Origin of the sequence: Wenzhouxiangella limi (assembly GCF_010499265.1) — a bacterium.
Taxonomy (GTDB): domain Bacteria; phylum Pseudomonadota; class Gammaproteobacteria; order Xanthomonadales; family Wenzhouxiangellaceae; genus Wenzhouxiangella; species Wenzhouxiangella limi.
Map to the genome: position 1 here is coordinate 391,913 of NZ_JAAGSC010000031.1, position 19,137 is coordinate 411,049.

Genomic DNA, 19,137 nt, shown 5'->3' on the forward strand with positions numbered 1-19,137 from the left:
CGCCTGAAGCTAGAATTTTCCGTAATACCCTTCCTTGAGGGCATCGAACAGGTTGGCCGCCGTATGAAGCTCGCCGTCATACTCGACTTCCTCGTGTCCCTTGAGCTCTACGGTCGATCCGTCTTCGAGCTCGAAGGTATACGTCGTTGACTCGAGATCCTTGTCGGTGACCAGCACGCCCTGGAAGGCCTCGGGGTTGAAGCGGAAGGTCGTGCAACCCTTGAGCCCCTGCTCCCAGGCAAACAGGTAGATGTCCTTGAAATCCTCGTACGGGTAGTCGGTGGGCACGTTGGCGGTCTTGGAAATGGAGGAATCGATCCATTTCTGGGCCGCGGCCTGGATGGCGACGTGCTCCCGGGGGGTGATGGTCTCGGCGGTCAGGAAGTAGTCCGGCAGTTGTTCGTCGGGATTTTCGGAATACGGCATGGCTGCCGGATTGATCAGGGTTCTGTAAGCCAGCAGCTCATAGGAATAGACGCTGACCTTCTCCTTGCTCTTTCGGCCCTCGCGGATCACGTTGCGGTTGTAGTGGTGAGCAAAGCTGGGCTCGATGCCGTTGGAGGCGTTGTTGGCCAGCGACAGCGAAATGGTGCCGGTCGGAGCGATCGATGTGTGGTGGCTGAAACGCGCGCCGGTTTCGGCCAGTCGATCGACCAGCTCGGGTGCGACTTCGGCCACCTTCTGCATGTAGCGGCTGTAGCGGGCATGCAGCAGGCGTCCCGGTATCCGGTCGCCGGGCTTGTAGCCGTCTTTTTTCATCTCCGGGCGCAGGCGCAGCATCTGGGCGGTGACTTCGAATTCGTCTTTCATAATCGGCGCCGGACCCTTTTCCTCGGCCAGCTCCAGTGCGGTTTCCCAGCCGGCCACGGCCATTTCGCGCGCCACCTTTTCGGTGAACTCTAGCGAGTCCGGCTGCCCATAGCGCATGCGCAGCATGGTCAGGGTGGAGCCGAGACCGAGAAAGCCCATGCCGTGCCGGCGCTTGTACTCGATCTCGCGCTGCTGTTCGGGCAACGGCAGGCCGTTGACCTCGACGACGTTGTCGAGCATGCGGGTGAAGATCTTGACCGTGCGTCGATATTCGTCCCAGTTGAAGCGTGCCTGCTCGGTGAACGGGTCTTCCACAAACCGGGTCAGATTGACCGAACCGAGCAGGCAGGCACCATACGGCGGCAGCGGCTGCTCGCCGCAGGGGTTGGTCGCCCGGATGTTCTCGCACCACCAGTTGTTGTTCTGCTCATTGATGCGATCGACCAGAACGAAGCCGGGTTCGGCAAAATCGTAGGTGGAGGTCATAATCATGTTCCACAGCCGCCGCGCCGGCACGGTGCGGTAGACCCTGCAGGCCACCAGCCCCTCCTCGTCGGTTACGTAGCCTTCGGTGGCCGGCCAGTCGCGCCAGACCACCTGTTCAGGATCCTTGAGATCGAGATCATCAACTTCGGTTTTTAGCACCGGGAAAGCCAGTGGCCAGTCGGTATCGGCCTGCACCGCGCGAATGAAATCGTCGGTGATGAGCAGGGAGCAGTTGAACTGGCGAAGGACGCCGTTTTCACGCTTGGCGCGAATAAAGTCCATCACGTCGGGATGGGAGATGTCGAAGGTCGCCATCTGCGCCCCGCGGCGTCCGCCGGCGGAGGAGACGGTAAAGCACATCTTGTCGTAGATGTCCATGAACGACATCGGCCCGGAGGTATGGGCGCCGGCGCCGGAGACGTAGGCGCCCTTGGGCCGCAGGGTCGAGAATTCGTAGCCGATCCCGCAGCCCGCCTTGAGGGTCAGCCCGGCTTCATGGACCTTGCCGAGGATGTCGTGCATGGAATCGCCGATGGTGCCGGAGACCGTGCAGTTGATGGTCGAAGTCGCCGGCTTGTGGGCCTGGGCCCCGGCGTTGGAGGTAATCCGCCCGGCCGGGATCGCGCCGCGCCGCAGCGCCCAGAGAAACTCCCGGAACCAGAGCTCGCGCAGTTCAGGCGTGGCCTCCACGCTCGATAGCGCACGGGCCACCCGCCGATACGTATCGTCGATCTCGGTGTCGAGAACTTCCCCCGTTTTTGCTTTCAGCCGGTACTTCTTGTCCCAGATGTCCAGCGATGCTTCCTGAAACGCGATTTCCGGAAGCGCCGCCGTCAAGGCTTCTGCCGAAACACTCATGCCACAACCTCTTGATTAATACGAACAGTTTGTACTTATGCACAGGTTGCCAACGCGCTTGTTCACAACCTGTTGTGCTTTATATGGCCGCAAGCCACAACATATTGTGTTGCGGTCATGTACCTTACGCGGAGTCGCCAATAGAATCAAGTGTCGTTTTCCCACTGTCGGCCATGTTCGATATCGTCTTGTTCCAGCCCGAAATTCCGCCCAACACCGGCAATATCATGCGCCTGTGCGTCAACGCACCGGCGCGTTTGCATCTGATCGAACCCCTGGGTTTCCGGCTGGACGAGCGCAGCCTCAGGCGCGCCGGGATGGATTATCGAGGCCAGACCGATTACCGCTGCCATCGCGACCTGGAGGCCTGTCGAGAAGCCCTGGGTGATCGGCGGTGGGTGGCCCTGAGTGCGCGCGGGCAGTCTCGACTGGATAGCTGGGATTTCGAGCCGGACGACGTGCTGTTGTTTGGCAGCGAAACGCGAGGTCTGCCCGACGCAGAACTCCAGGCCCTGCCACCGGAAAGACGCCTGTTTATCCCCCAGTGCCCGGGCGCGCGCAGCCTCAACCTATCCAACGCGGTCGCTGTGGTGCTCTACGAGGCCTGGCGCCAGCAAGCGTTTGCCGGCGCCGCCGATCCGACTCCAAGAGGCTAGTGATCGGCTACTCGGTTTCGGACTTGAGCTCGCGTTCCATCAGCACCCGAACGCCCTTGCTCGGGCTCCAGCCTTCGAACAGGATGCCGTAAACCTGCTCGGTGATCGGCATTTCCACGTGATGACGCCGGGCCAGCCGCATGGCCTCTTCAGCGGTGCGAACGGCTTCCACAACCTGGCCGATTTCCTCCACCGCGGTCTCCAGGCTCTTGCCCTCGGCCAGCGCCAGGCCAAGCCGACGATTCCGCGACAGGTCCCCGGTACAGGTCAGTACCAGGTCACCGACGCCCGCCAGGCCGGTCAGCGTCAGCGGGCTCGCGCCCAGCGCCCTGCCCAGGCGCATCATTTCAGCCAGCCCGCGGGTAATCAGCGCCGCCCGCGTATTGCCGCCAAGGCCAAGGCCGTCAGCAATGCCGCACGCCACCGCCAGCACGTTCTTGAGCGCACCGCCCAACTCGGCCCCCGGCAGATCGGCCGTGTAGTAGGCGCGGAAGTTGTCGCCGTGCAGCCATTCGGCCCACGCCGCCCCAAAATCCGGCGTGGAAGCCGCAACCGTGACCGCGGTGGGCAGCCCCTGGGCCACTTCGCGGGCGAAGGACGGTCCGCTGATCAGCGCCAGCGGAAGATCGTTGCCCAGCGCCTCGCGCGCGACCTCGTGCAGCAGCCTTGCGCTGCCGGGCTCGAAACCCTTGGTTGCCCACGCCAGGCCGGATTCGACCGACAGCCAGGGTCGGATACGGTCCAGCGTCTCGACAAAAGCATGCGAGGGGGTGACGATGAGCAGCTGTTGGCTGGCCTGGCAGACCTGTTCGAGGTCGGCGTTGATGTCCAACCGGTCGGGGAACTCAATCCCGGGCAGGAAACGCTCGTTGCAGCCATCGGCCTGCACGGCGGCTACGTGCTTTTCATCGATGTCCCAGAGGCGGACGCGGTGTCCGCGCCGGGACAGATGCATACCCAGTGCGGTGCCCCACGATCCGGCACCCAGGATTCCAATCCGCCGGCTGTCCATCCCGGTGATCAGTTGACGCTGCTGTCTTCGGCCGGCGCCTGGCCCTCGGCCTGCTGCTGTGATTCTGCCAGTCGCTGGCGGAACACGGCCTCGAAATTGATCGGCTGCAGCGGCGGCAGATAGAACCCGCCGGCGGTGATCATGGAGCCGATCTGGGCCCGGTTGTACGGGAACAGCACGTTCGGGCAGAGCACGTTGATAACGTAGGGCATCTGCTCTTCGGTGACGTTGGCGAACTGGAAGATACCGCCGTACTGGACCTCGCAGACAAACGCCGTGCTTTCACCCTGCTTGGCGGTCACGGTCACGGTCAGAATGACTTCCATGCGGTCTTCTGCAACCTTGGCGGTGCGCTGCGCCAGGTTCAGGTTGATGTCGGGCTGCCCACCGGACTGGTCCAGTTCCTGCGGCGACTTGGCCTCGAAGGAAGCGTCCTTGAGGTAGATATGCTGCATGACCATCTGCATGCCGCTGTTTTCGGTGGCTCCCGCCTGGGCGCCGGCGGAATTGCCCGCTGTCTCTTCAGCCATGTGATTCCTCTGGTTCGATAAAGTTGATCAATCGGTTTGCAGGATAGCGCAAAGTGCGCTCAGCCCTGCTCGTTTTCAGGCGAAGCCTGCTTCTTGCGCGGCTTGCCCTTTTTGCCGGACTTGTCCTTTTGACGGCTGAGCGGCTGGTTGTCGCTGACCCACTGGGTCAGGCCACCGGTCAGCGCGTAGACCCGCTCAAAACCCAGCTTGACCAGGCGGTTGGCCATTTGTGGTGACACCTGGCCGCGCTGGCAGTAGACCAGAACCGGGCGCTCTTTATGCTTGAGCAGCTGCTGGTTGCCGGCCTCGATCCGTGACGGCGGCATGTGCAGCGCGCCGTTGATGTGGCCCTTGGCAAAGTCCGTGCTGTTGGAGACGTCGATGATCAAAGGATCTTCGCGGTTGATCAGCCGAACCGCCTCCAGGGTTCCAAGCTCTTTCCATTTTCGACCCAGTCGCGCGACCTCCCAGGCCGCCCACGCGAGCACCACGGCGACGAAGAGTCCGCTCAAAAGCAGGTTGTTGCCGATGAATTCGATGAACTGGTCCATGCCGGTCGCTGGCCTGTGGTCAAAACTCCCCATTATCGTTGATTCCGCCATCTCGCGCCAGCACAACCGACGCCGGTGTGTGAAATAATCGAGCCTGGTCGCACGATCCGGAACCATCATGAACCGCCCTGCTCCGCTGCTGCTGCTTATTCTGGACGGCTGGGGATATCGCGCCCCAGCCCCGGACAACGCCATCTCTGAGGCCCGGACGCCGAACTGGGACCGGCTCTGGGCGCAATGCCCCCACGGCTTCCTGAACACCTCCGGCGAGAATGTCGGGCTGCCGGCCGGACAAATGGGCAATTCCGAAGTCGGACACATGAATATCGGTGCCGGTCGCGTCGTCTACCAGGAACTGACGCGGATCAACAAGGCCATCGCCGAGGGTGATTTCGAAGCCAACCCGGCGTTTCAACAGGCCCTGGACAAAGCGGAGGAAACCGGTGGAACGGTCCACTTGATGGGCCTGGTCTCACCAGGCGGCGTGCACAGCCACGAAGAGCACCTGTTCGCGCTGCTGGCGCTGTGCAATCGGGCCGGCATCAAGTCGATTGCCGTGCATGCTTTTCTCGACGGGCGGGACACTCCGCCGCGCAGCGCCGAACCGTCGCTACGCCGCCTCGAAGAGACGGTCGGCAAAATCGACGGTGCGCGCGTGGCCAGCGTGTCGGGCCGCTACTTCGCCATGGACCGCGACCAGCGCTGGGACCGAACCGAGCGAGCCTGGCAGGCCATGGTGGAAGCGAGCAGCGACCTCCAGGCCGACAGCGCCGGCGAGGCGCTGGCCGCCGCCTATGCCAGGAACGAAGACGACGAGTTCGTCCAGCCGACCCTGATCGGCTCGGGCGCCGAGATCCGGGACGGCGATGTCGTGATCTTTTTCAACTTCCGGGCTGATCGCGCCCGCCAGCTGACGCGGGCTTTCTGTGATCCGGACTTCGACCAGTTCCCGGCGTCCCGACCGGCGCTGGCCGCGATGGTGACCATGACCCGTTACCAGGACGATTTGCCGTGCGATGTCGCCTTCCCGCCGGTTACCTTGCCCGATCTGCTGGGCGAGGTGGTCGCGCGTGCCGGCATGAAACAGCTGCGCATTGCCGAGACCGAAAAATACGCCCACGTGACCTATTTTTTCAACGGCGGCCAGGAACAGGTGTTTGCCGATGAGGAGCGGGTGCTGATTCCCTCTCCGAAGGTGGCCACGTACGATCTGCAGCCGGAAATGAGCGCCCCGGAACTCGCCCGCAAACTGATCACCTGCATCACCGAGCGGCGCCATGACCTGATCGTGTGCAACGTCGCCAATCCGGATATGGTCGGGCACTCCGGTCGATTGGACGCCGCCATCTCGGCGGTGGAAGCCGTCGATCGGCTCCTCGGGGGGGTGCGAGAAGCCATCGATTCGGCTGGCGGCGAAATGCTGATCACCGCCGATCACGGCAACGTCGAGCAGATGAGCGATCCCGAGACAGGACAACCGCATACCGCCCACACACTCAACCCCGTCCCGCTGCTGTATTACGGTCCGCGTCCGCCCGAGGGAATCAGCGACGGCAGCCTGCGCGATCTCGCCCCCACCATCCTCGCCCTGCTGGGTGTGGAAAAGCCGGCGGCGATGACCGGACGTTCGCTGCTCGATGCTTCGGCATGACCGGCGCGTGGCAGTTTTCCTGGCCGCCCTGCTGCCGGTCTTCGGCCTTTCGGCAAAACCGCAGGACCCCGCCGAACTGGAACGTGATCTGGCGCAACTCCGCGCCCAGATCGAACGCATTCAGGCGCGCATTGATGCCGATCTCGAACAGCGCGAAAACCAGCAGCGCGCGCTGGCAGACGCCGAGCGCGCGCTGGCAGATGCCGGCAAGGCCCGACACGAGACGCGCCGTCGCCTGGCCCAGACCGCTGGGGACATCGAAACCCTCGAGGGACGGATCGACAGCACCAGCGCATCGGTCGACGACATTGGCGAGCGCCTTTCCGCCCAGCTTCGGCTGATCCACCACCAAGGCACCCCGTCTGGTCTGCAGCTGCTGCTCAACCAGCAGGATCCTCGACGTCTGCGGCGCCACCTGGCCTACCACGGGCATCTGTCGCGTCAGCGATTGGCGCTGATCGAGGACCTGCAGGGCCTGCAGCAATCGCTGATCGAAGATCGGCGCGACCTGGAGCGGGAGCTGGCCCGTCTGGCCGAGCTGGAAGCCAGCCAGATCGAAACGGCAGCGCGCATCGAGCAAGAGCGCGCCAAGCGCGACCGCGCGTTACGCGAAATCGACGAACGTATCGCCTCGGGCAGCGAACGAATCGATGAACTTTGCCGCGACGCCGAAGAACTCGAAGCGCTCATCGAGGAGCTCGCTCAAGCGCTCAAGGCGGTCCCCATGGACGTGGAGGTGCCTTCTATCCTCGATCTGGCCGGGACGCTGGCACCCCCGCTGGAAGGCCGGCTGGTCCAGAGCTTCGGAGATCCGCGCGGCGGCGAAATGCGCTGGGCTGGCTGGCTGATGGAAGCGCCAGCGGGCGCACAAGTCCGCGCCATCGCCCACGGCAGGGTCGCCTACGCCGACTGGCTGCGCGGCTATGGCATGCTGGCCATCATCGATCACGGCGATGGCGTCATGAGCCTGTATGGCCATAACGAGACCCTGTTGAAGGACGTGGGCAGCTGGGTCAACCCGGGCGATGTCATTGCCTCGGTCGGGCGCTCGGGCGGGGCTGATCGCGATGCCCTGTACTTCGAAATCAGGCGCGACGGCGAGCCCGTCGATCCGTCGGACTGGTTGACCGATCCGTGAAAGTCCCGGTCCGCATCTTCACCGTGCCGATTCCGTGGTCGGCCAAGATTGCTGCTTCAATCGCCGCTACTGTCGTCGCCGCATTCGTCTCCACGGCTGCGGCCAGCCCGCCGGCCCGGATCGCGATCATCATCGACGATCTGGGCTATCAGGCCGATCTGGATCGGGCGGTACTGACACTCGATTCGCGTATCGCCGTTGCCATCCTCCCCGATGGGCCTGGCGCCACCGATTTGGCCACGCGGGCGGCCCGCCAGAGACGCGAAGCGCTGGTTCACCTCCCGCTCAGCCATGTCCGATCGGGCGACTGCGAAACGGCGCTCTGCCCGCGCCGGGAGTGGTCGGCCGAGCGCATGCGCCAGCACCTGGACCGCGCTGCCCGGCAGGTTCCCCACGCGGTCGGTTTGAACAACCATCAGGGCAGCCTTTTCACCGCCGATCCCGGATCCACCCGCCGCCTGATCGAGGGCCTGGTTCTGCTCAACCGGCACCGCGACAAGCCGCTGTTTGTCGTCGACAGCCGGACCACGCCGCACACGCAGCTGGCCCGGGAAGCGAGCCGCGCCGGCATCGCGACCGCCCAGCGCCAGGTATTCCTGGACCATGAGCGGTCTGCAGAAGCGATCGCTCAGGCCTGGAAGCGGCTGATCGAACGGGCTCGCGATGATGGCCAGGCCATCGCGATTGGCCACCCCTACCGGGAAACCGTGGCCTTCCTGGCCCGAGCGATACCCGCGCTGGAAGGCAGCGGCATCGAGCTCGTGCCGGTCAGTGACCTGACCAGCGCAACCGGGCCTCAGCCAGTTCCGATTGGCCAGGCAGCGCCTGCTCGCGCCTATCGTCCGTCGACCGAGTAGCCGACGGGATATTTACTGCCCCGGAGATTCAAGGGTAGACATAGCTTGCCTGAAGACCAAGCGGGATTCCGAGCGTCCAGTAGATCAACAGGAACACCGTCCAGATGATCGCCAGCGCGACCGCGTAGGGCAGCATCATGGAAATCAGCGTGCCGATGCCGGCGCCCTTGAAGTACTTCTTGCAAAACACCACCACCAGCGGGAAGTACGGCAGCAAGGGAGTGAGGATATTGGAGGTGGAATCGCCCACGCGGTAGGCGGCCTGGGTCAGCTCCGGCGAAATCCCCAGCTGCATCAGCATGGGCACGAAGATCGGCGCAATGATCAGCCACTTGGCCGAGGCAGAACCGACGAACAGGTTGACGAACATCGTCAGGCCGATAATGCCGACGATGGTCATCTGGGCCGGCAGGTTGAGCGCCTGCAGGAACTCGGCCCCGTTGACGGCCAGCAGGATGCCCAGGTTGGAGGCGCTGAAGGCGGCGATGAACTGGGCGGCAAAGAAGGCCATGACGATGTAGTAGCCCATCGACTCCATGGCCCGGGTCATGCCCTTGATGATGTCTTTGTGGTTTTCGATGGTGCCGGCCACGTAGCCGTAGATGATCCCGGGAATGAGGAACAGAATGAAGATCAGCGGCACGATCGAGCGCATCAGCGGTGCACCGAACGAGGTGATCGACTCGTGGAAGGCCAGGCCGGGGTCGGGATCACGCAGCGGGGAGTCCGGCAGCAGCACGGCGATGGTCAGCAGGATCAGCGCAAGCGCGATACCCACGACGGCCCAGAACAGACCGCGCGCTTCGTGCGCGCTCAAGGGCTCCATCGTCGGCATGTCGGACATATCGCCGTCGACCGGCGTGTCCTTGATCAGGCGGGGTTCGACGATCTTGTCGGTCAGCCACCAGCCGACCCCGATGACGATGATGCTGGACGCAGCCATGAAAAACCAGTTGGCCAGCGGGTTGACATACAGTTCGGGATCCAGCACCTGGCCGGCGACCTCGGTGATACCCGCCAGCATCGGGTCGATGGCGGAAGGAATGAAGTTGGCTGAAAAGCCGCCCGATACGCCGGCAAAGGCGGCGGCAATCCCCGCCAGCGGGTGGCGACCGGCAGCGTAGAAGATCACCGCGCCCAGCGGTATGACGACGACATAACCGGCATCGGCTGCGGTATGCGAAACGATGGCGACGAGGATGAGCATCGGCGTCAGCAGGCGGACCGAGGTCCAGCCCAGCAGACGCCGCAGTCCGGCGTTGATGAACCCGGTGTGCTCGGCCACGCCCACGCCCAGCAGCGCTACCAGCACGATGCCCAGCGGCGCGAAGTTGACGAACACCTGGACCATGTTGACCAGGAAATTCGCCATCTGATCACCTGACAATTGGTTGACCACCTGGATGGCGTCGCCGGTCGAGGGGTGGACGGCATCGAACTGGATCGGCGCCAGCACCGCCGACAGGACCCAGACGACGACCATCAGCAGGAAGAACAACACCGCCGGGTCCGGCAGCTTGTTGCCGACCGTCTCGATCGCGCCCAGCGATCTTTCCAGCCAGGTCCGCTTGCCGGGCAAGACCTTGTGCAGGTCCGGATTGGGTGAAGAGGCGCTATTGTTGTCTTTTTCGCTCATGCTAAGTTCCCGATAAGGTCTGCGTTACTCGGTCGCGTCGTCGTGTCCCCAGGGCGCTGGCGGCGGCTCGACCGGACGGTTCAGGTCAAACTCGGCGCGGAATCGCCGCCCGGACCTGACCAGCTCATAGGCAAACAACTGCTCGCCCGGCCGGATTTCCATCGACCAGAAATTGCCGACTGACGCATCCAGCCCCTGGGCGAGAAATAGCGCTTTTGAGAAAGCATCGACCGGAAAGGTCTGGCGCCAGGCGCGTCCGTCATCCGTGGTGTGGCCGCCATACCAGGTCACCGCGTCTTCGCTGCCGTCCTGGTGACGGTGGTCATGCTTCAGTCGCAGGGCGTCGTCTTGCCGGGTCAGCACCCAGGTGCGCGAGCGATCGTTGCCGACATGGAGCGGTATGCGGATTTCCTGATCATTGCATTCGCGCACGTGCATGACCACGTCTTTGTCCAGCCAGCCATCGTCGGCGGGGCGCGAAAACCCGGTCATTTCACCGGCGAAAGCCGAGCCGCACAGCGCCGTGAGGTTGTCCCAAAAGATCTGCTGGCTGGATTCCGTTTCTGCCATCGCCGCAGGGCTGAGCACAAATGCGGCGAGGGCCAGCTGCCGAACAGTTCCTTGCATAACCCTGTCCACGGGCGATTCAACAGCGCCGAACCTTAGCACACACGAACTGGCTCAGCCAGCGTCAAGAACGCTCGCCGGCCGCGCGGAAGCCGGCCTTGGACATCAGTCATCCCGATAGGCCAGGCGAATGGTTCCAGGCGCGATGCGCAGCAGCATGGCCGCTGCTACCCCCAGGGCAAAGCCGGCCAGGTGCGCCGACCAGGCCACGCCGTGCGAGGCGGGGCCGAACACGCTGTAGAGCAGTTGCAGGGTGAACCAGGAGCCGATGACCAGGATTGCCGGTACGCGGGCGAACTGCAGGTACAGGCCCAGCGGCAGCCACAGCCCCATGCGCCGGCGCGGGAACAGGCCCAGATAGACCCCGATGATGGCCGAAACGCCGCCGCTGGCGCCAATGACCGGCAGGTTCCGGATCTCGTGCAGCTGCAAGGCCGCGTAAAGGTTGGCCGCTCCGCCGAGCAGGAAAAACAGAAACGCGAATCGCCAGTGGCCCACCGCTTTTTCCACGCTGACGCCAAAGGCCCAGAAGTAGGCCAGATTGCCCAGCAGGTGGACCCAGTCCACGTGCAGCAGCAAGGCCGAAAACAGGCCGCCCAGAACCATCAGCGATGAATGCGTCAGCGGATCGCCAAAAGCGGCAATGATGTCGGCGGGCTGGAAACTCCAGAAAGTCAGCCAGCGCTCGGAGGTTTGCAGTTCGCCTCCCAGGTACGCGGCGCTGACCGAGATCATGGCCAGGGAAATCACGGTCAACAGCCAGGGCCAGACCCAGGACGGTGCGGCGGCGCGTTCCAGAGACGCTGTCATTCTCACGGCTTGATCAGAAAACGGTAGTCGCGAAAATCGACGAGCGCACCTTGTCGACTGATTTCGGCCAGACGCGCCCCGCCCCCCAGGCTTTCGCCCTCCTGACGGCGCTCACCGTTGATGAGGACAAAACGTTCAGACGGCTCGGCGCTGAAAACATGAATACTCAGATTCAGTTCCGGCAGCTCCTGGCGGACGGCAAACGGCAGCTCCCAGGCCTCCAGATGCTCGGTGCGCTCGGGCGTCCAATCCTCGTCTGACGGCTCCGAGGATTGCTCCGGCAACGGGTCTGCGACAGCCTCGGCGGTGGCCTCCTGCTCGGTCGGGGTTTCAGCGGCCAAGGCAGCCTCCGACTCGGCCTCGATCAATTGCTGGGCCTGCTGGGCATCGGTCACCAGGCGCTCTCTGGCGCCTTCCGGGATCACCGGGGGCGGCGTGGCAACCGCGCCGGGGCGCGCCGGTGCCGGCCGCGTCACCGATGTGGCGGGTTCCTGCGAAGGCGAGCGTCTGTCGACCACGGTTCTTCTGCGGCGCTCAACCGGTTCGGGCTGTTCGGACGCCTCAACGGCCTCGGACGCTGACTCGGAATCCGGGGCGCCGGCCTCGGTCTGTGGCGACGCGGTTTCCGTGGGTTCCTGCGCGGCCTGTTCGACCCTCGCCGTCGGCTCGTCCGACCTTGGCCAGTCGAATGCCCCGAACCCGTAGAGCCCGACCACGACCGCCACCAGGGTCAACAAAATGGCGGTCGTGACCCACTGCCACGGCCGCAGGCCGGGGCCTGAACGGGACTCGGGCAGACCGGGGGCGGCGTCCAGATCCGGCGGCTGACCCAATCGGCGCTGGCTTTCGGACTTGCGCAGAGCGTCGAGAATGTAGGACACGTCTTTAGCCGGCTCCGTTGAGATCGAGCATTAACGACGGACCGTCCAGGTGCGGCGCTTTCAGAAACAGGCGGGTGACCGGGCCGATCATGCCGTCGTCCCGCAGCCCGTTGCGGCGCTGGAATGTCTGAACCCAGCGGGTGAACGCCTCATCATAAGATTCATCGACCCCGCCGGTCCAGCGACCGGTCTCCAATCGCGCGGCCAGGTCTTTCATCTGCGCGACTGCTGAACCGGACTGTCCGGGTCTCAACAGCGCACCGGTATCCGGCCACACGACGTAGAAATCCCCAAGCCACCAGCGGTCGAGCTGGCCAGCAGGCACCCGCAACTCCTGGCCCTGGTAGCGCAGCAGCAGCTGCTCGCCCAACATGCCGACCAGCAGCACCTGCCGCTCCAGGCCGCCGGAACCGTCCGGGAGACGCAAAATGGCGGGCAGCCCGATCTGGCGGATATAGGCCCAGTTGCCGCGAAGCGAAACGCAGCCCACGCCGTCGATGACAGGCTCGGACGACGCGCAGGCCTCGGCAACCCCTCGACGGTTCAGGCCCGGCCAGGCGGCTGCTGCTTCCACGGCTGCCGATTCCGGTGAACTGTCGGCCAGCACGGCCTGCCAGGCGGGCTGCGGAACCGCCGCGCTCTCGCTCGGCGGTGTCTCTGTCAGCGTCCAGGCCAGCCAGGCACCGCCGGCCAGCACGGCGACCACGACCGCCGAGGCGACGACCCCCCGAAGCCATCCTCCGCCACCGGTCTCCGGATCGTCGTCACCGGAGACCTCGCGCGCTGCCGAACGAACCAGGCCAGGATCGATGCGTTCGCTTTCGCGGGCAAAGCCGGCCAGCAGCGTGCGGTCGGCAATGATGTTGATCAGCCGGGGCACGCCACCGGAAACCTCGTACAGCGTGCGCAGGGCCTTGTCGCTGAAGGGACAGCGCGAAGCACCGGCCACGTTCAGACGGTGAAGGACGTAGGCGGCCGTTTCGTCGCGGTTGAGCGGATCGAGATGGTAGCGCGCGGTAATGCGCTGGGCGAGCTGGCGCAGTTCGGGTTTCGCCAGCAGTTCGCGCAGTTCCGGCTGCCCGAGCAGAAGAATCTGCAGCAGCTTGTCGGTGGCGGTTTCCAGGTTGGTGAGCAGACGGATCTGCTCCAGCCCCTCCCGGCTCATGTTCTGCGCCTCGTCAACAATCAGGACAACCCGCTCGCCGGCCGCATGACGTTCGAGCAGGTACCGATACAGCTTGTCGAGCAGCTGCTGCATGCTCTGGCCTGCATCCGCGACCTCAATGCCCAGCTCGCTGCAGATGGCCCGGAGCAGCTCGGGTGGACTGAGCATGGGGTTGAGGATCAGCGCGACCCGGGTATTCTCGGGGACTTTTTCCAGCACCAGACGGCACAACGTGGTCTTGCCCGTACCCACCTCCCCGGTCAACTGCACGAAACCGCCGCTGCCGCCGGTGCCAACACCGTAGAGCAGGTGCGCCAGCGCATCCTGGTGGCGACGGCTCAGGAAAACGAAGCGCGGGTTCGGGGTGATCGCGAACGGGCGCTCGCTCAGCCCGTAAAAGTGCTCGTACATGGTCAGTCAGACAGCGCCAGCAGCGATGCGTTGCCGCCCACGGCCGCGGTGTTGACCGTGCGCGTGCGCTCGGTGGTGAAGCGGAAAAGATACTGGGGGCCGCCGGCTTTGGGACCGGTTCCGGACAGGCCTTCGCCTCCGAAGGGCTGCACGCCGACCACGGCGCCGGTCATGTTGCGGTTGACGTAGGCGTTGCCGACCTTGACCCGCCCGGCAACGTACTGCTGGACCTGGTCGATGCGGCTGTGAACGCCCAGGGTGAGCCCGTATCCCGTGGCATTGATCTGATCGATGATGCGATCGATATCGCGCGCCCGGTATCGAACCACGTGGAGCACCGGCCCGAAGATTTCACCCTCGAGTTGATCGATACCGGAAATCTCGTAGGCGCTGGGGGCGAACCAGTAGCCGTCGGGCAGGCCGTCGGGCAGCGGCGCGCGCGCGATGAGCCGGGCCTGGTCGTCCATGCGGCGGCAATGGGCCTGGAGCATCTCGAGCTGGGCAGAATCGACCACGGGCCCGACATCGGTACCGAGCAGCCCCGGTGGGCCGACCCGAACTTCGCGCATGGCGCCTGCAAGCATGGTCAGCACGCGATCGGCAATATCGCTCTGCAGGCACAGAATGCGCAGCGCCGAACAGCGCTGGCCGGCGCTATGGAAGGCCGAGCTGATGACGTCGCGAACCACCTGCTCCGGCAGCGCCGAGGAATCCACGATCATCGCGTTCTGCCCCCCCGTCTCGGCGATCAGCGTGGCCAGCGCACCGTCGCGCTCAGCCAGCGTGCGATTGATGATCCGCGCCGTATCGGTGGAGCCGGTAAAAGCCACGCCGCTGATGCGCGGATCCTGGGTCAGCGCGGCGCCCAGCGCCCCGGCGCCGGGCATGCCGATCAGAACGTCGCGCGGAACGCCGGCACGGTGCATCAGTTCAAGGGCGCGCAGGGCGATCAGGGGCGTCTGCTCGGCCGGCTTGGCGATCACGCTGTTGCCGGCAACCAGCGCCGCGACCACCTGGCCGGTAAAAATCGCGAGCGGAAAATTCCACGGGCTGATGCACACGAAAACGCCGCGCCCATGGTGTCTGAGCTGGTTGGACTCCCCGGTCGGACCCGGCAGCTCAATCGCCCCGGCGAGGTGATCACGCGCCTGGCGGGCGTAATAGCGGCAGAAATCCGCGGCCTCGCGGACTTCGGCAATGCCGTCGGGCAGGGTTTTCCCGGCTTCGCGGGCACACAGCGCCATCAGTTCGGCGCGGTTGTCTTCGAGCGATTCGGCGATGGCCTCGAGAATCCCGGCCCGCTCGGCGGCCCCCCGCCGATCCCAGTCGGGCTGCGCCGCCAGCGCTCGCCCGACCGCGGTGGAAGCGGCCTCGGGATCGCACCAGTCCACCCGGCCGGTGCGGTCGGCAAGGTTGGCCGGTGAAGACAAATCCTCGTGGCTTTCGGCCCCGGCGCCAGCGAAGTTCCAGGATCCGCGACCGGCTTCTTCCATCTGCTCGGCCAGCGTCGCGATCGCCTGCTCCCAGGCGAAATTGATGCCCCGGGAATTGCGTCGGTGCTCGCCGTAGAGATCAACCGGCAGGGGAATACGCGGGTGACGGATTTCGTCCAGCGCCTCGACCTGCGCTATCGGATCGCTGACCACCTCTTCGGCCGGCAGTTTTTCGTCAACGATGCGGTTGACGAAGGAGGTGTTGGCGCCGTTTTCCAGCAGCCGCCGGACCAGATAAGGCAGCAGGTCCTTGTGGTTGCCCACCGGTGCATACACCCGGCAGGCGCCGTTGAATGCCTTGCTGTCGAGGACTTCGTCGTAGAGCTCCTGGCCCATCCCGTGCAGGCGCTGGTATTCGAAATCACGCCGATCCCCGGCCAGTTCGGCGATGGCGACGATGGTATGGGCGTTGTGGGTCGCAAACTGCGCGTAGAAGCATTCGGGCTGGTCCAGGAGCTTGCGCGCACAGGCCAGGTAGGACAGATCGGTGTTGCACTTGCGGGTGAAGACCGGGTAGTCGTCCAGCCCCTCGACCTGCGCGAACTTGATCTCGGTATCCCAGTAGGCACCCTTGACCAGGCGCACCGGAATCCTGTGTCCGCTGCGCCTGGCCCGGTCGGCCAGCCAGTCGATCGCCGCCCAGGCGCGTTTCTGGTAAGCCTGAAGGGCCAGCCCGAGACCGTCCCAGCCGGCCAGGGCCGGATCGGCCAGGACGCGCTCGAACACCTGCAGCGACAGCTGCAGGCGCTCGGCCTCTTCGGCATCAACGGTCAGCGCAATGCCCTGCTCGCGCGCCAGCAGGGCCAGTTCTCGCAAAATCGGCACCAGCTCGTGCAGAACCTGCTCCTCGCGTGCAGGCTCGTAGCGCGGATGCAGCGCGGAGAGCTTGACCGATATGCTCGGCAACTCGAAGATATCGATATTGTCGGTCGTTGTTCCGATGGCGCGAATGGCGGCCTCGTAGGACTTGCGATAGCGCTCGGCGTCGTCGACGGTCAGCGCCGCTTCACCCAGCATGTCAAAGGAATATCGGAACCGCCGGTTCTCCCGGCGGGCGCCGCGCTCGAGCGCGGCTTCGATCGTCCGGCCCATGACGTACTGGTGGCCCATGATCCGCATGGCCTGGCGGATAGCCATACGGATCACCGGCTCGCCGGAACGGTTGGCGAGTCGCGCCAGGGTCGAGCCCAGATCGCGCGCGTTTGAGGCGCCCACGCGCACGAGCCGGCCGGTCAGCAGCAGGCCCCAGGTCGAGGCGTTCACGAACAGCGATTCGCTGCGGCCGAGATGAGATTCCCAGTCGGCCTCGGCGAGCTTGTCGGCGATCAGCTTTTCGGCGGTCTCGCTGTCAGGAATGCGCAGCAGGGCTTCGGCCAGGCACATCAGGACGACCCCTTCTTCGGATGAGAGATCGTATTCACGCATGAAGGCTTCCATCGCGCCGGCGTCGCGGCTGCGTTCGCGTACCCGCTGCACCAGCCCGACAGCGCCGGCCGATACCCGGGCTCGCGCGGCAGCGTCCAGGCCGGTTTCGTTGAGCAAGTGCCGCACATGAACGGTCTCGTCAAGGGCCCAGGAAGCATCCAGCGCCCGGGTTGGTTCATCGGCGTCCATACGGTCGGATTTGACGAAAACTTGACTGGCGGAGGGCATCTTGAAGCGGCCTTTGGATTGTTGAGCACAGCGACAAACGCAGTGTACCGCAGGCTCGGTCTGTGGTCGGCCCGGCGCGCCCTGACGTCTGGCGGCCCATTCGGTTTTTTTGACCTGGATCATTGACACACATGAACAAAAACGCATACCGCCGTCGAATGCACTCGGCTACAATAGCGCGGTCGCTCACCTAACCCATCGATCGCTCGCCGGATGATTGCTCAGCAACAACCTGAAAAATCAGCGGATTGCCTTGTGATCGAGGCGATGTCGAACGTCTCGATGACGCTGGATCGGCTGATGGCGGTCTTCGCCGGTTTGTGCCTGGTGACGCTGCTGGTGGTCGCCTGGCCCGTCCTGATGGGGCTGTGGCCCATTCTGGTGGTGGCGTTGCTGCATCTTTTGGCCGTCGGCTGGTGCTTCCGCAGTGCCTGGCGGCGTAACTGGGCCCGGGAGCGATTGTGGATCGAAGGCGACCGGCTCGTGGTTGAGCACTTCCGCGCCGGTCACAAGGAGCGCAGCGAGTGGCCGGCGGCCTGGGTGCGGATACAGACGGAACGGGGACGCTTTGCCGAACTGCACGTCTTTGTCAGCAACCAGGGCCGTCGCCGGGAAATCGGCGCCTTTCTTCCGGTCGGGGAGCGGGCACAGCTGGCAAGAATGCTTGACCGGGCGCTGCGACCGCAGTCGGCCTGGGGTAGCGCAAAACCCATACAGGTAAGCTGAGGATGAAAAGAACCAACGAATTGATTGTGGGCCTGGCCGTGCTGGCCGTGATCAGCGTGATCACCTGGGGCATTTTCGCCGTCGGCGACAACATGACCCCGGGCGTGAGCATCTACAGCGGTGATGTATTCCAGCTGCACAATACGGTCCTGGGCATCGTGACGATCATCGGGGTGCTGGTCTTTACCGCCATGTTCACCTCCATCGTCGTTCACCGAAGGTCCAAGGGGCACGATGCCGCCGGCTTTTCGCACTCGACCAAGGCAGAGATCATCTGGACTGCCATCCCGGTGCTGATCCTGGTGGTGATGTCCGTGCCGGCGACGCGCGTTTTGATCGACATGGAGCGCACCGGTGGCGCCGACATGAATATCAAGATCACCGGTTACCAGTGGCTGTGGCAATACGAGTACATCGAAGAAGACATCAGCTTCTACTCTGCCCTGGAACGCGACAGCAATCGCGCCCGTCAGCTCGGATCCGGCGTCAACCCACGGGAAGTCGACAACTACCTGCTCGATGTCGACAATCCGCTGGTCGTGCCGGTAGGAACCCGCATTCGTTTTTTGCTGACCTCCGATGACGTGATCCATTCCTGGTGGGTCCCGGACCTGGGCTGGAAACGAGATGCCGTGCCCGGGATGGTCAACGAGGCCTGGACGCTGATCGAGGAAGAAGGCACCTATCGTGGCCAGTGCGCCGAGCTGTGCGGGGCCGATCACGGTTTCATGCCGATCGTGGTCGAGGCCGTATCTCAGGAAGAATTCGCGGCCTGGGTCGCCGAACAGCGCGAGGAAATGGCGCAGACCGCGCATGACGCGGCGCGCCTGTGGACGCGGGAGGAACTGATGAACCACGGCTCGCGCGTTTACCAGGCCCAGTGCGCTTCCTGCCACCAGTCCGACGGTAGCGGGCTTGAGCCGGCCTTCCCTGCCCTGGTCAGCAACGGCGTGCCGAGCGGCGATCTGAAATCGCAACTGCAAACGGTCCTCCACGGCCGGGAAGGCACCGCCATGGACGGCTTCCGCGACCGTCTCCAGCCGCAAGACATCGCCGCCGCCCTTACCTTTGCCCGCAATGCCTGGAACGATGAAGGCACCGAGGGAGAAATCATTCAGCCCGCATCCATCGCCGAGCTGGATCAGGGCTGACCATTTCGATCGCATCGCAAAAGATACGGAAACAA

The 19,137-nt window shown here is 64.4% G+C and carries 16 protein-coding genes; 6 read left to right on the forward strand and 10 right to left on the reverse strand.

Going from position 1 to position 19,137, the window contains the following annotated elements; translation table 11 throughout:
* Window positions 1–9 precede the first annotated feature (9 nt).
* Window positions 10–2,154: an adenosylcobalamin-dependent ribonucleoside-diphosphate reductase gene (locus G3I74_RS03475; protein ID WP_164210169.1), complete on the reverse strand. Its 2,145-nt coding sequence runs from the start codon at window positions 2,152–2,154 to the stop codon at window positions 10–12.
* Window positions 2,155–2,327: 173 nt separating this feature from the next.
* Between G3I74_RS03475 and G3I74_RS03480 the strand changes: the two genes are divergently transcribed.
* Window positions 2,328–2,810 (forward strand): tRNA (cytidine(34)-2'-O)-methyltransferase, encoded by a 483-nt coding sequence (locus G3I74_RS03480; RefSeq protein WP_164210170.1) that lies wholly within the window; start codon window positions 2,328–2,330, stop codon window positions 2,808–2,810.
* A gap of 7 nt (window positions 2,811–2,817) precedes the next feature.
* Here the strand turns inward: G3I74_RS03480 and G3I74_RS03485 are convergent, their stop codons facing one another.
* From G3I74_RS03485 to G3I74_RS03495, 3 genes are read right to left on the reverse strand one after another with little or no spacing between them, the layout of a single operon-like run.
* Window positions 2,818–3,822: an NAD(P)H-dependent glycerol-3-phosphate dehydrogenase gene (locus G3I74_RS03485; RefSeq protein WP_164210171.1), complete on the reverse strand. Its 1,005-nt coding sequence runs from the start codon at window positions 3,820–3,822 to the stop codon at window positions 2,818–2,820.
* Between the two features lie 8 nt (window positions 3,823–3,830).
* Window positions 3,831–4,352: a protein-export chaperone SecB gene (gene secB / locus G3I74_RS03490; RefSeq protein ID WP_164210172.1), complete on the reverse strand. Its 522-nt coding sequence runs from the start codon at window positions 4,350–4,352 to the stop codon at window positions 3,831–3,833.
* A 59-nt stretch (window positions 4,353–4,411) separates the two neighbouring features.
* Window positions 4,412–4,903, reverse strand: coding sequence for a rhodanese-like domain-containing protein (locus G3I74_RS03495; RefSeq protein ID WP_164210173.1), 492 nt, complete (start codon window positions 4,901–4,903; stop codon window positions 4,412–4,414).
* Between the two features lie 118 nt (window positions 4,904–5,021).
* Between G3I74_RS03495 and gpmI the strand changes: the two genes are divergently transcribed.
* Genes gpmI through G3I74_RS03510 form a run of 3 tightly spaced genes read left to right on the forward strand, consistent with a single transcriptional unit; the run spans window position 5,022 to window position 8,549 of the window.
* Window positions 5,022–6,554, forward strand: a complete 1,533-nt coding sequence (gpmI, locus tag G3I74_RS03500; RefSeq protein ID WP_164210174.1) for a 2,3-bisphosphoglycerate-independent phosphoglycerate mutase — start codon at window positions 5,022–5,024, stop codon at window positions 6,552–6,554.
* Window positions 6,541–7,692 (forward strand): murein hydrolase activator EnvC family protein, encoded by a 1,152-nt coding sequence (locus G3I74_RS03505; RefSeq protein ID WP_164210175.1) that lies wholly within the window; start codon window positions 6,541–6,543, stop codon window positions 7,690–7,692. The genes gpmI and G3I74_RS03505 overlap by 14 nt, the downstream gene beginning before the upstream one ends.
* Complete coding sequence (locus tag G3I74_RS03510; RefSeq protein WP_164210176.1) at window positions 7,689–8,549, forward strand: divergent polysaccharide deacetylase family protein; 861 nt, start codon at window positions 7,689–7,691, stop codon at window positions 8,547–8,549. The genes G3I74_RS03505 and G3I74_RS03510 overlap by 4 nt, the downstream gene beginning before the upstream one ends.
* 28 nt (window positions 8,550–8,577) lie before the next feature.
* On the opposite strand, the gene G3I74_RS03515 is transcribed toward G3I74_RS03510, so the two are convergent.
* The 6 genes from G3I74_RS03515 to putA form a co-directional block, all read right to left on the reverse strand.
* Window positions 8,578–10,185, reverse strand: coding sequence for an AbgT family transporter (locus tag G3I74_RS03515; protein WP_203594487.1), 1,608 nt, complete (start codon window positions 10,183–10,185; stop codon window positions 8,578–8,580).
* 24 nt (window positions 10,186–10,209) lie between these two features.
* Entirely contained in the window at window positions 10,210–10,755 is a 546-nt protein-coding gene (locus G3I74_RS03520; RefSeq protein WP_203594488.1) for a hypothetical protein, read from the reverse strand.
* A gap of 162 nt (window positions 10,756–10,917) precedes the next feature.
* A complete protein-coding gene (locus G3I74_RS03525) occupies window positions 10,918–11,622 on the reverse strand; it encodes a rhomboid family intramembrane serine protease (RefSeq protein ID WP_164210178.1) in 705 nt (234 codons plus the stop codon).
* A gap of 2 nt (window positions 11,623–11,624) precedes the next feature.
* A complete protein-coding gene (locus tag G3I74_RS16170; RefSeq protein ID WP_164210179.1) occupies window positions 11,625–12,503 on the reverse strand; it encodes a general secretion pathway protein GspB in 879 nt (292 codons plus the stop codon).
* 4 nt (window positions 12,504–12,507) lie between these two features.
* On the reverse strand, window positions 12,508–14,079 hold the full coding sequence (locus G3I74_RS03535) for an AAA family ATPase (RefSeq protein WP_164210180.1): 1,572 nt from the start codon (window positions 14,077–14,079) through the stop codon (window positions 12,508–12,510).
* Window positions 14,080–14,081: 2 nt separating this feature from the next.
* Window positions 14,082–17,186, reverse strand: a complete 3,105-nt coding sequence (putA, locus tag G3I74_RS03540) for a bifunctional proline dehydrogenase/L-glutamate gamma-semialdehyde dehydrogenase PutA (RefSeq protein WP_203594489.1) — start codon at window positions 17,184–17,186, stop codon at window positions 14,082–14,084.
* A 294-nt stretch (window positions 17,187–17,480) separates the two neighbouring features.
* On the opposite strand from putA, the gene G3I74_RS03545 reads away from it, so the two are divergent.
* Window positions 17,481–17,951, forward strand: coding sequence for a DUF2244 domain-containing protein (locus G3I74_RS03545; RefSeq protein WP_164210182.1), 471 nt, complete (start codon window positions 17,481–17,483; stop codon window positions 17,949–17,951).
* Window positions 17,952–17,953: 2 nt separating this feature from the next.
* On the forward strand, window positions 17,954–19,102 hold the full coding sequence (gene coxB, locus G3I74_RS03550) for a cytochrome c oxidase subunit II (RefSeq protein ID WP_164210183.1): 1,149 nt from the start codon (window positions 17,954–17,956) through the stop codon (window positions 19,100–19,102).
* Window positions 19,103–19,137 lie beyond the last annotated feature (35 nt).

Excerpts from the sequence above, each read along its gene's own strand:
- G3I74_RS03475 (WP_164210169.1), bottom strand. The coding sequence starts at position 2,154 with ATGAGTGTTTCGGCAGAAGCCTTGACGGCGGCGCTTCCGGAAATCGCG.
- G3I74_RS03480 (WP_164210170.1), top strand. The coding sequence starts at position 2,328 with ATGTTCGATATCGTCTTGTTCCAGCCCGAAATTCCGCCCAACACCGGC.
- G3I74_RS03485 (WP_164210171.1), bottom strand. The coding sequence starts at position 3,822 with ATGGACAGCCGGCGGATTGGAATCCTGGGTGCCGGATCGTGGGGCACC.
- secB (WP_164210172.1), bottom strand. The coding sequence starts at position 4,352 with ATGGCTGAAGAGACAGCGGGCAATTCCGCCGGCGCCCAGGCGGGAGCC.
- G3I74_RS03495 (WP_164210173.1), bottom strand. The coding sequence starts at position 4,903 with ATGGACCAGTTCATCGAATTCATCGGCAACAACCTGCTTTTGAGCGGA.
- gpmI (WP_164210174.1), top strand. The coding sequence starts at position 5,022 with ATGAACCGCCCTGCTCCGCTGCTGCTGCTTATTCTGGACGGCTGGGGA.
- G3I74_RS03505 (WP_164210175.1), top strand. The coding sequence starts at position 6,541 with ATGCTTCGGCATGACCGGCGCGTGGCAGTTTTCCTGGCCGCCCTGCTG.
- G3I74_RS03515 (WP_203594487.1), bottom strand. The coding sequence starts at position 10,185 with ATGAGCGAAAAAGACAACAATAGCGCCTCTTCACCCAATCCGGACCTG.
- G3I74_RS03520 (WP_203594488.1), bottom strand. The coding sequence starts at position 10,755 with ATGGCAGAAACGGAATCCAGCCAGCAGATCTTTTGGGACAACCTCACG.
- G3I74_RS03525 (WP_164210178.1), bottom strand. The coding sequence starts at position 11,622 with ATGACAGCGTCTCTGGAACGCGCCGCCGCACCGTCCTGGGTCTGGCCC.
- G3I74_RS03535 (WP_164210180.1), bottom strand. The coding sequence starts at position 14,079 with ATGTACGAGCACTTTTACGGGCTGAGCGAGCGCCCGTTCGCGATCACC.
- putA (WP_203594489.1), bottom strand. The coding sequence starts at position 17,186 with ATGGACGCCGATGAACCAACCCGGGCGCTGGATGCTTCCTGGGCCCTT.
- coxB (WP_164210183.1), top strand. The coding sequence starts at position 17,954 with ATGAAAAGAACCAACGAATTGATTGTGGGCCTGGCCGTGCTGGCCGTG.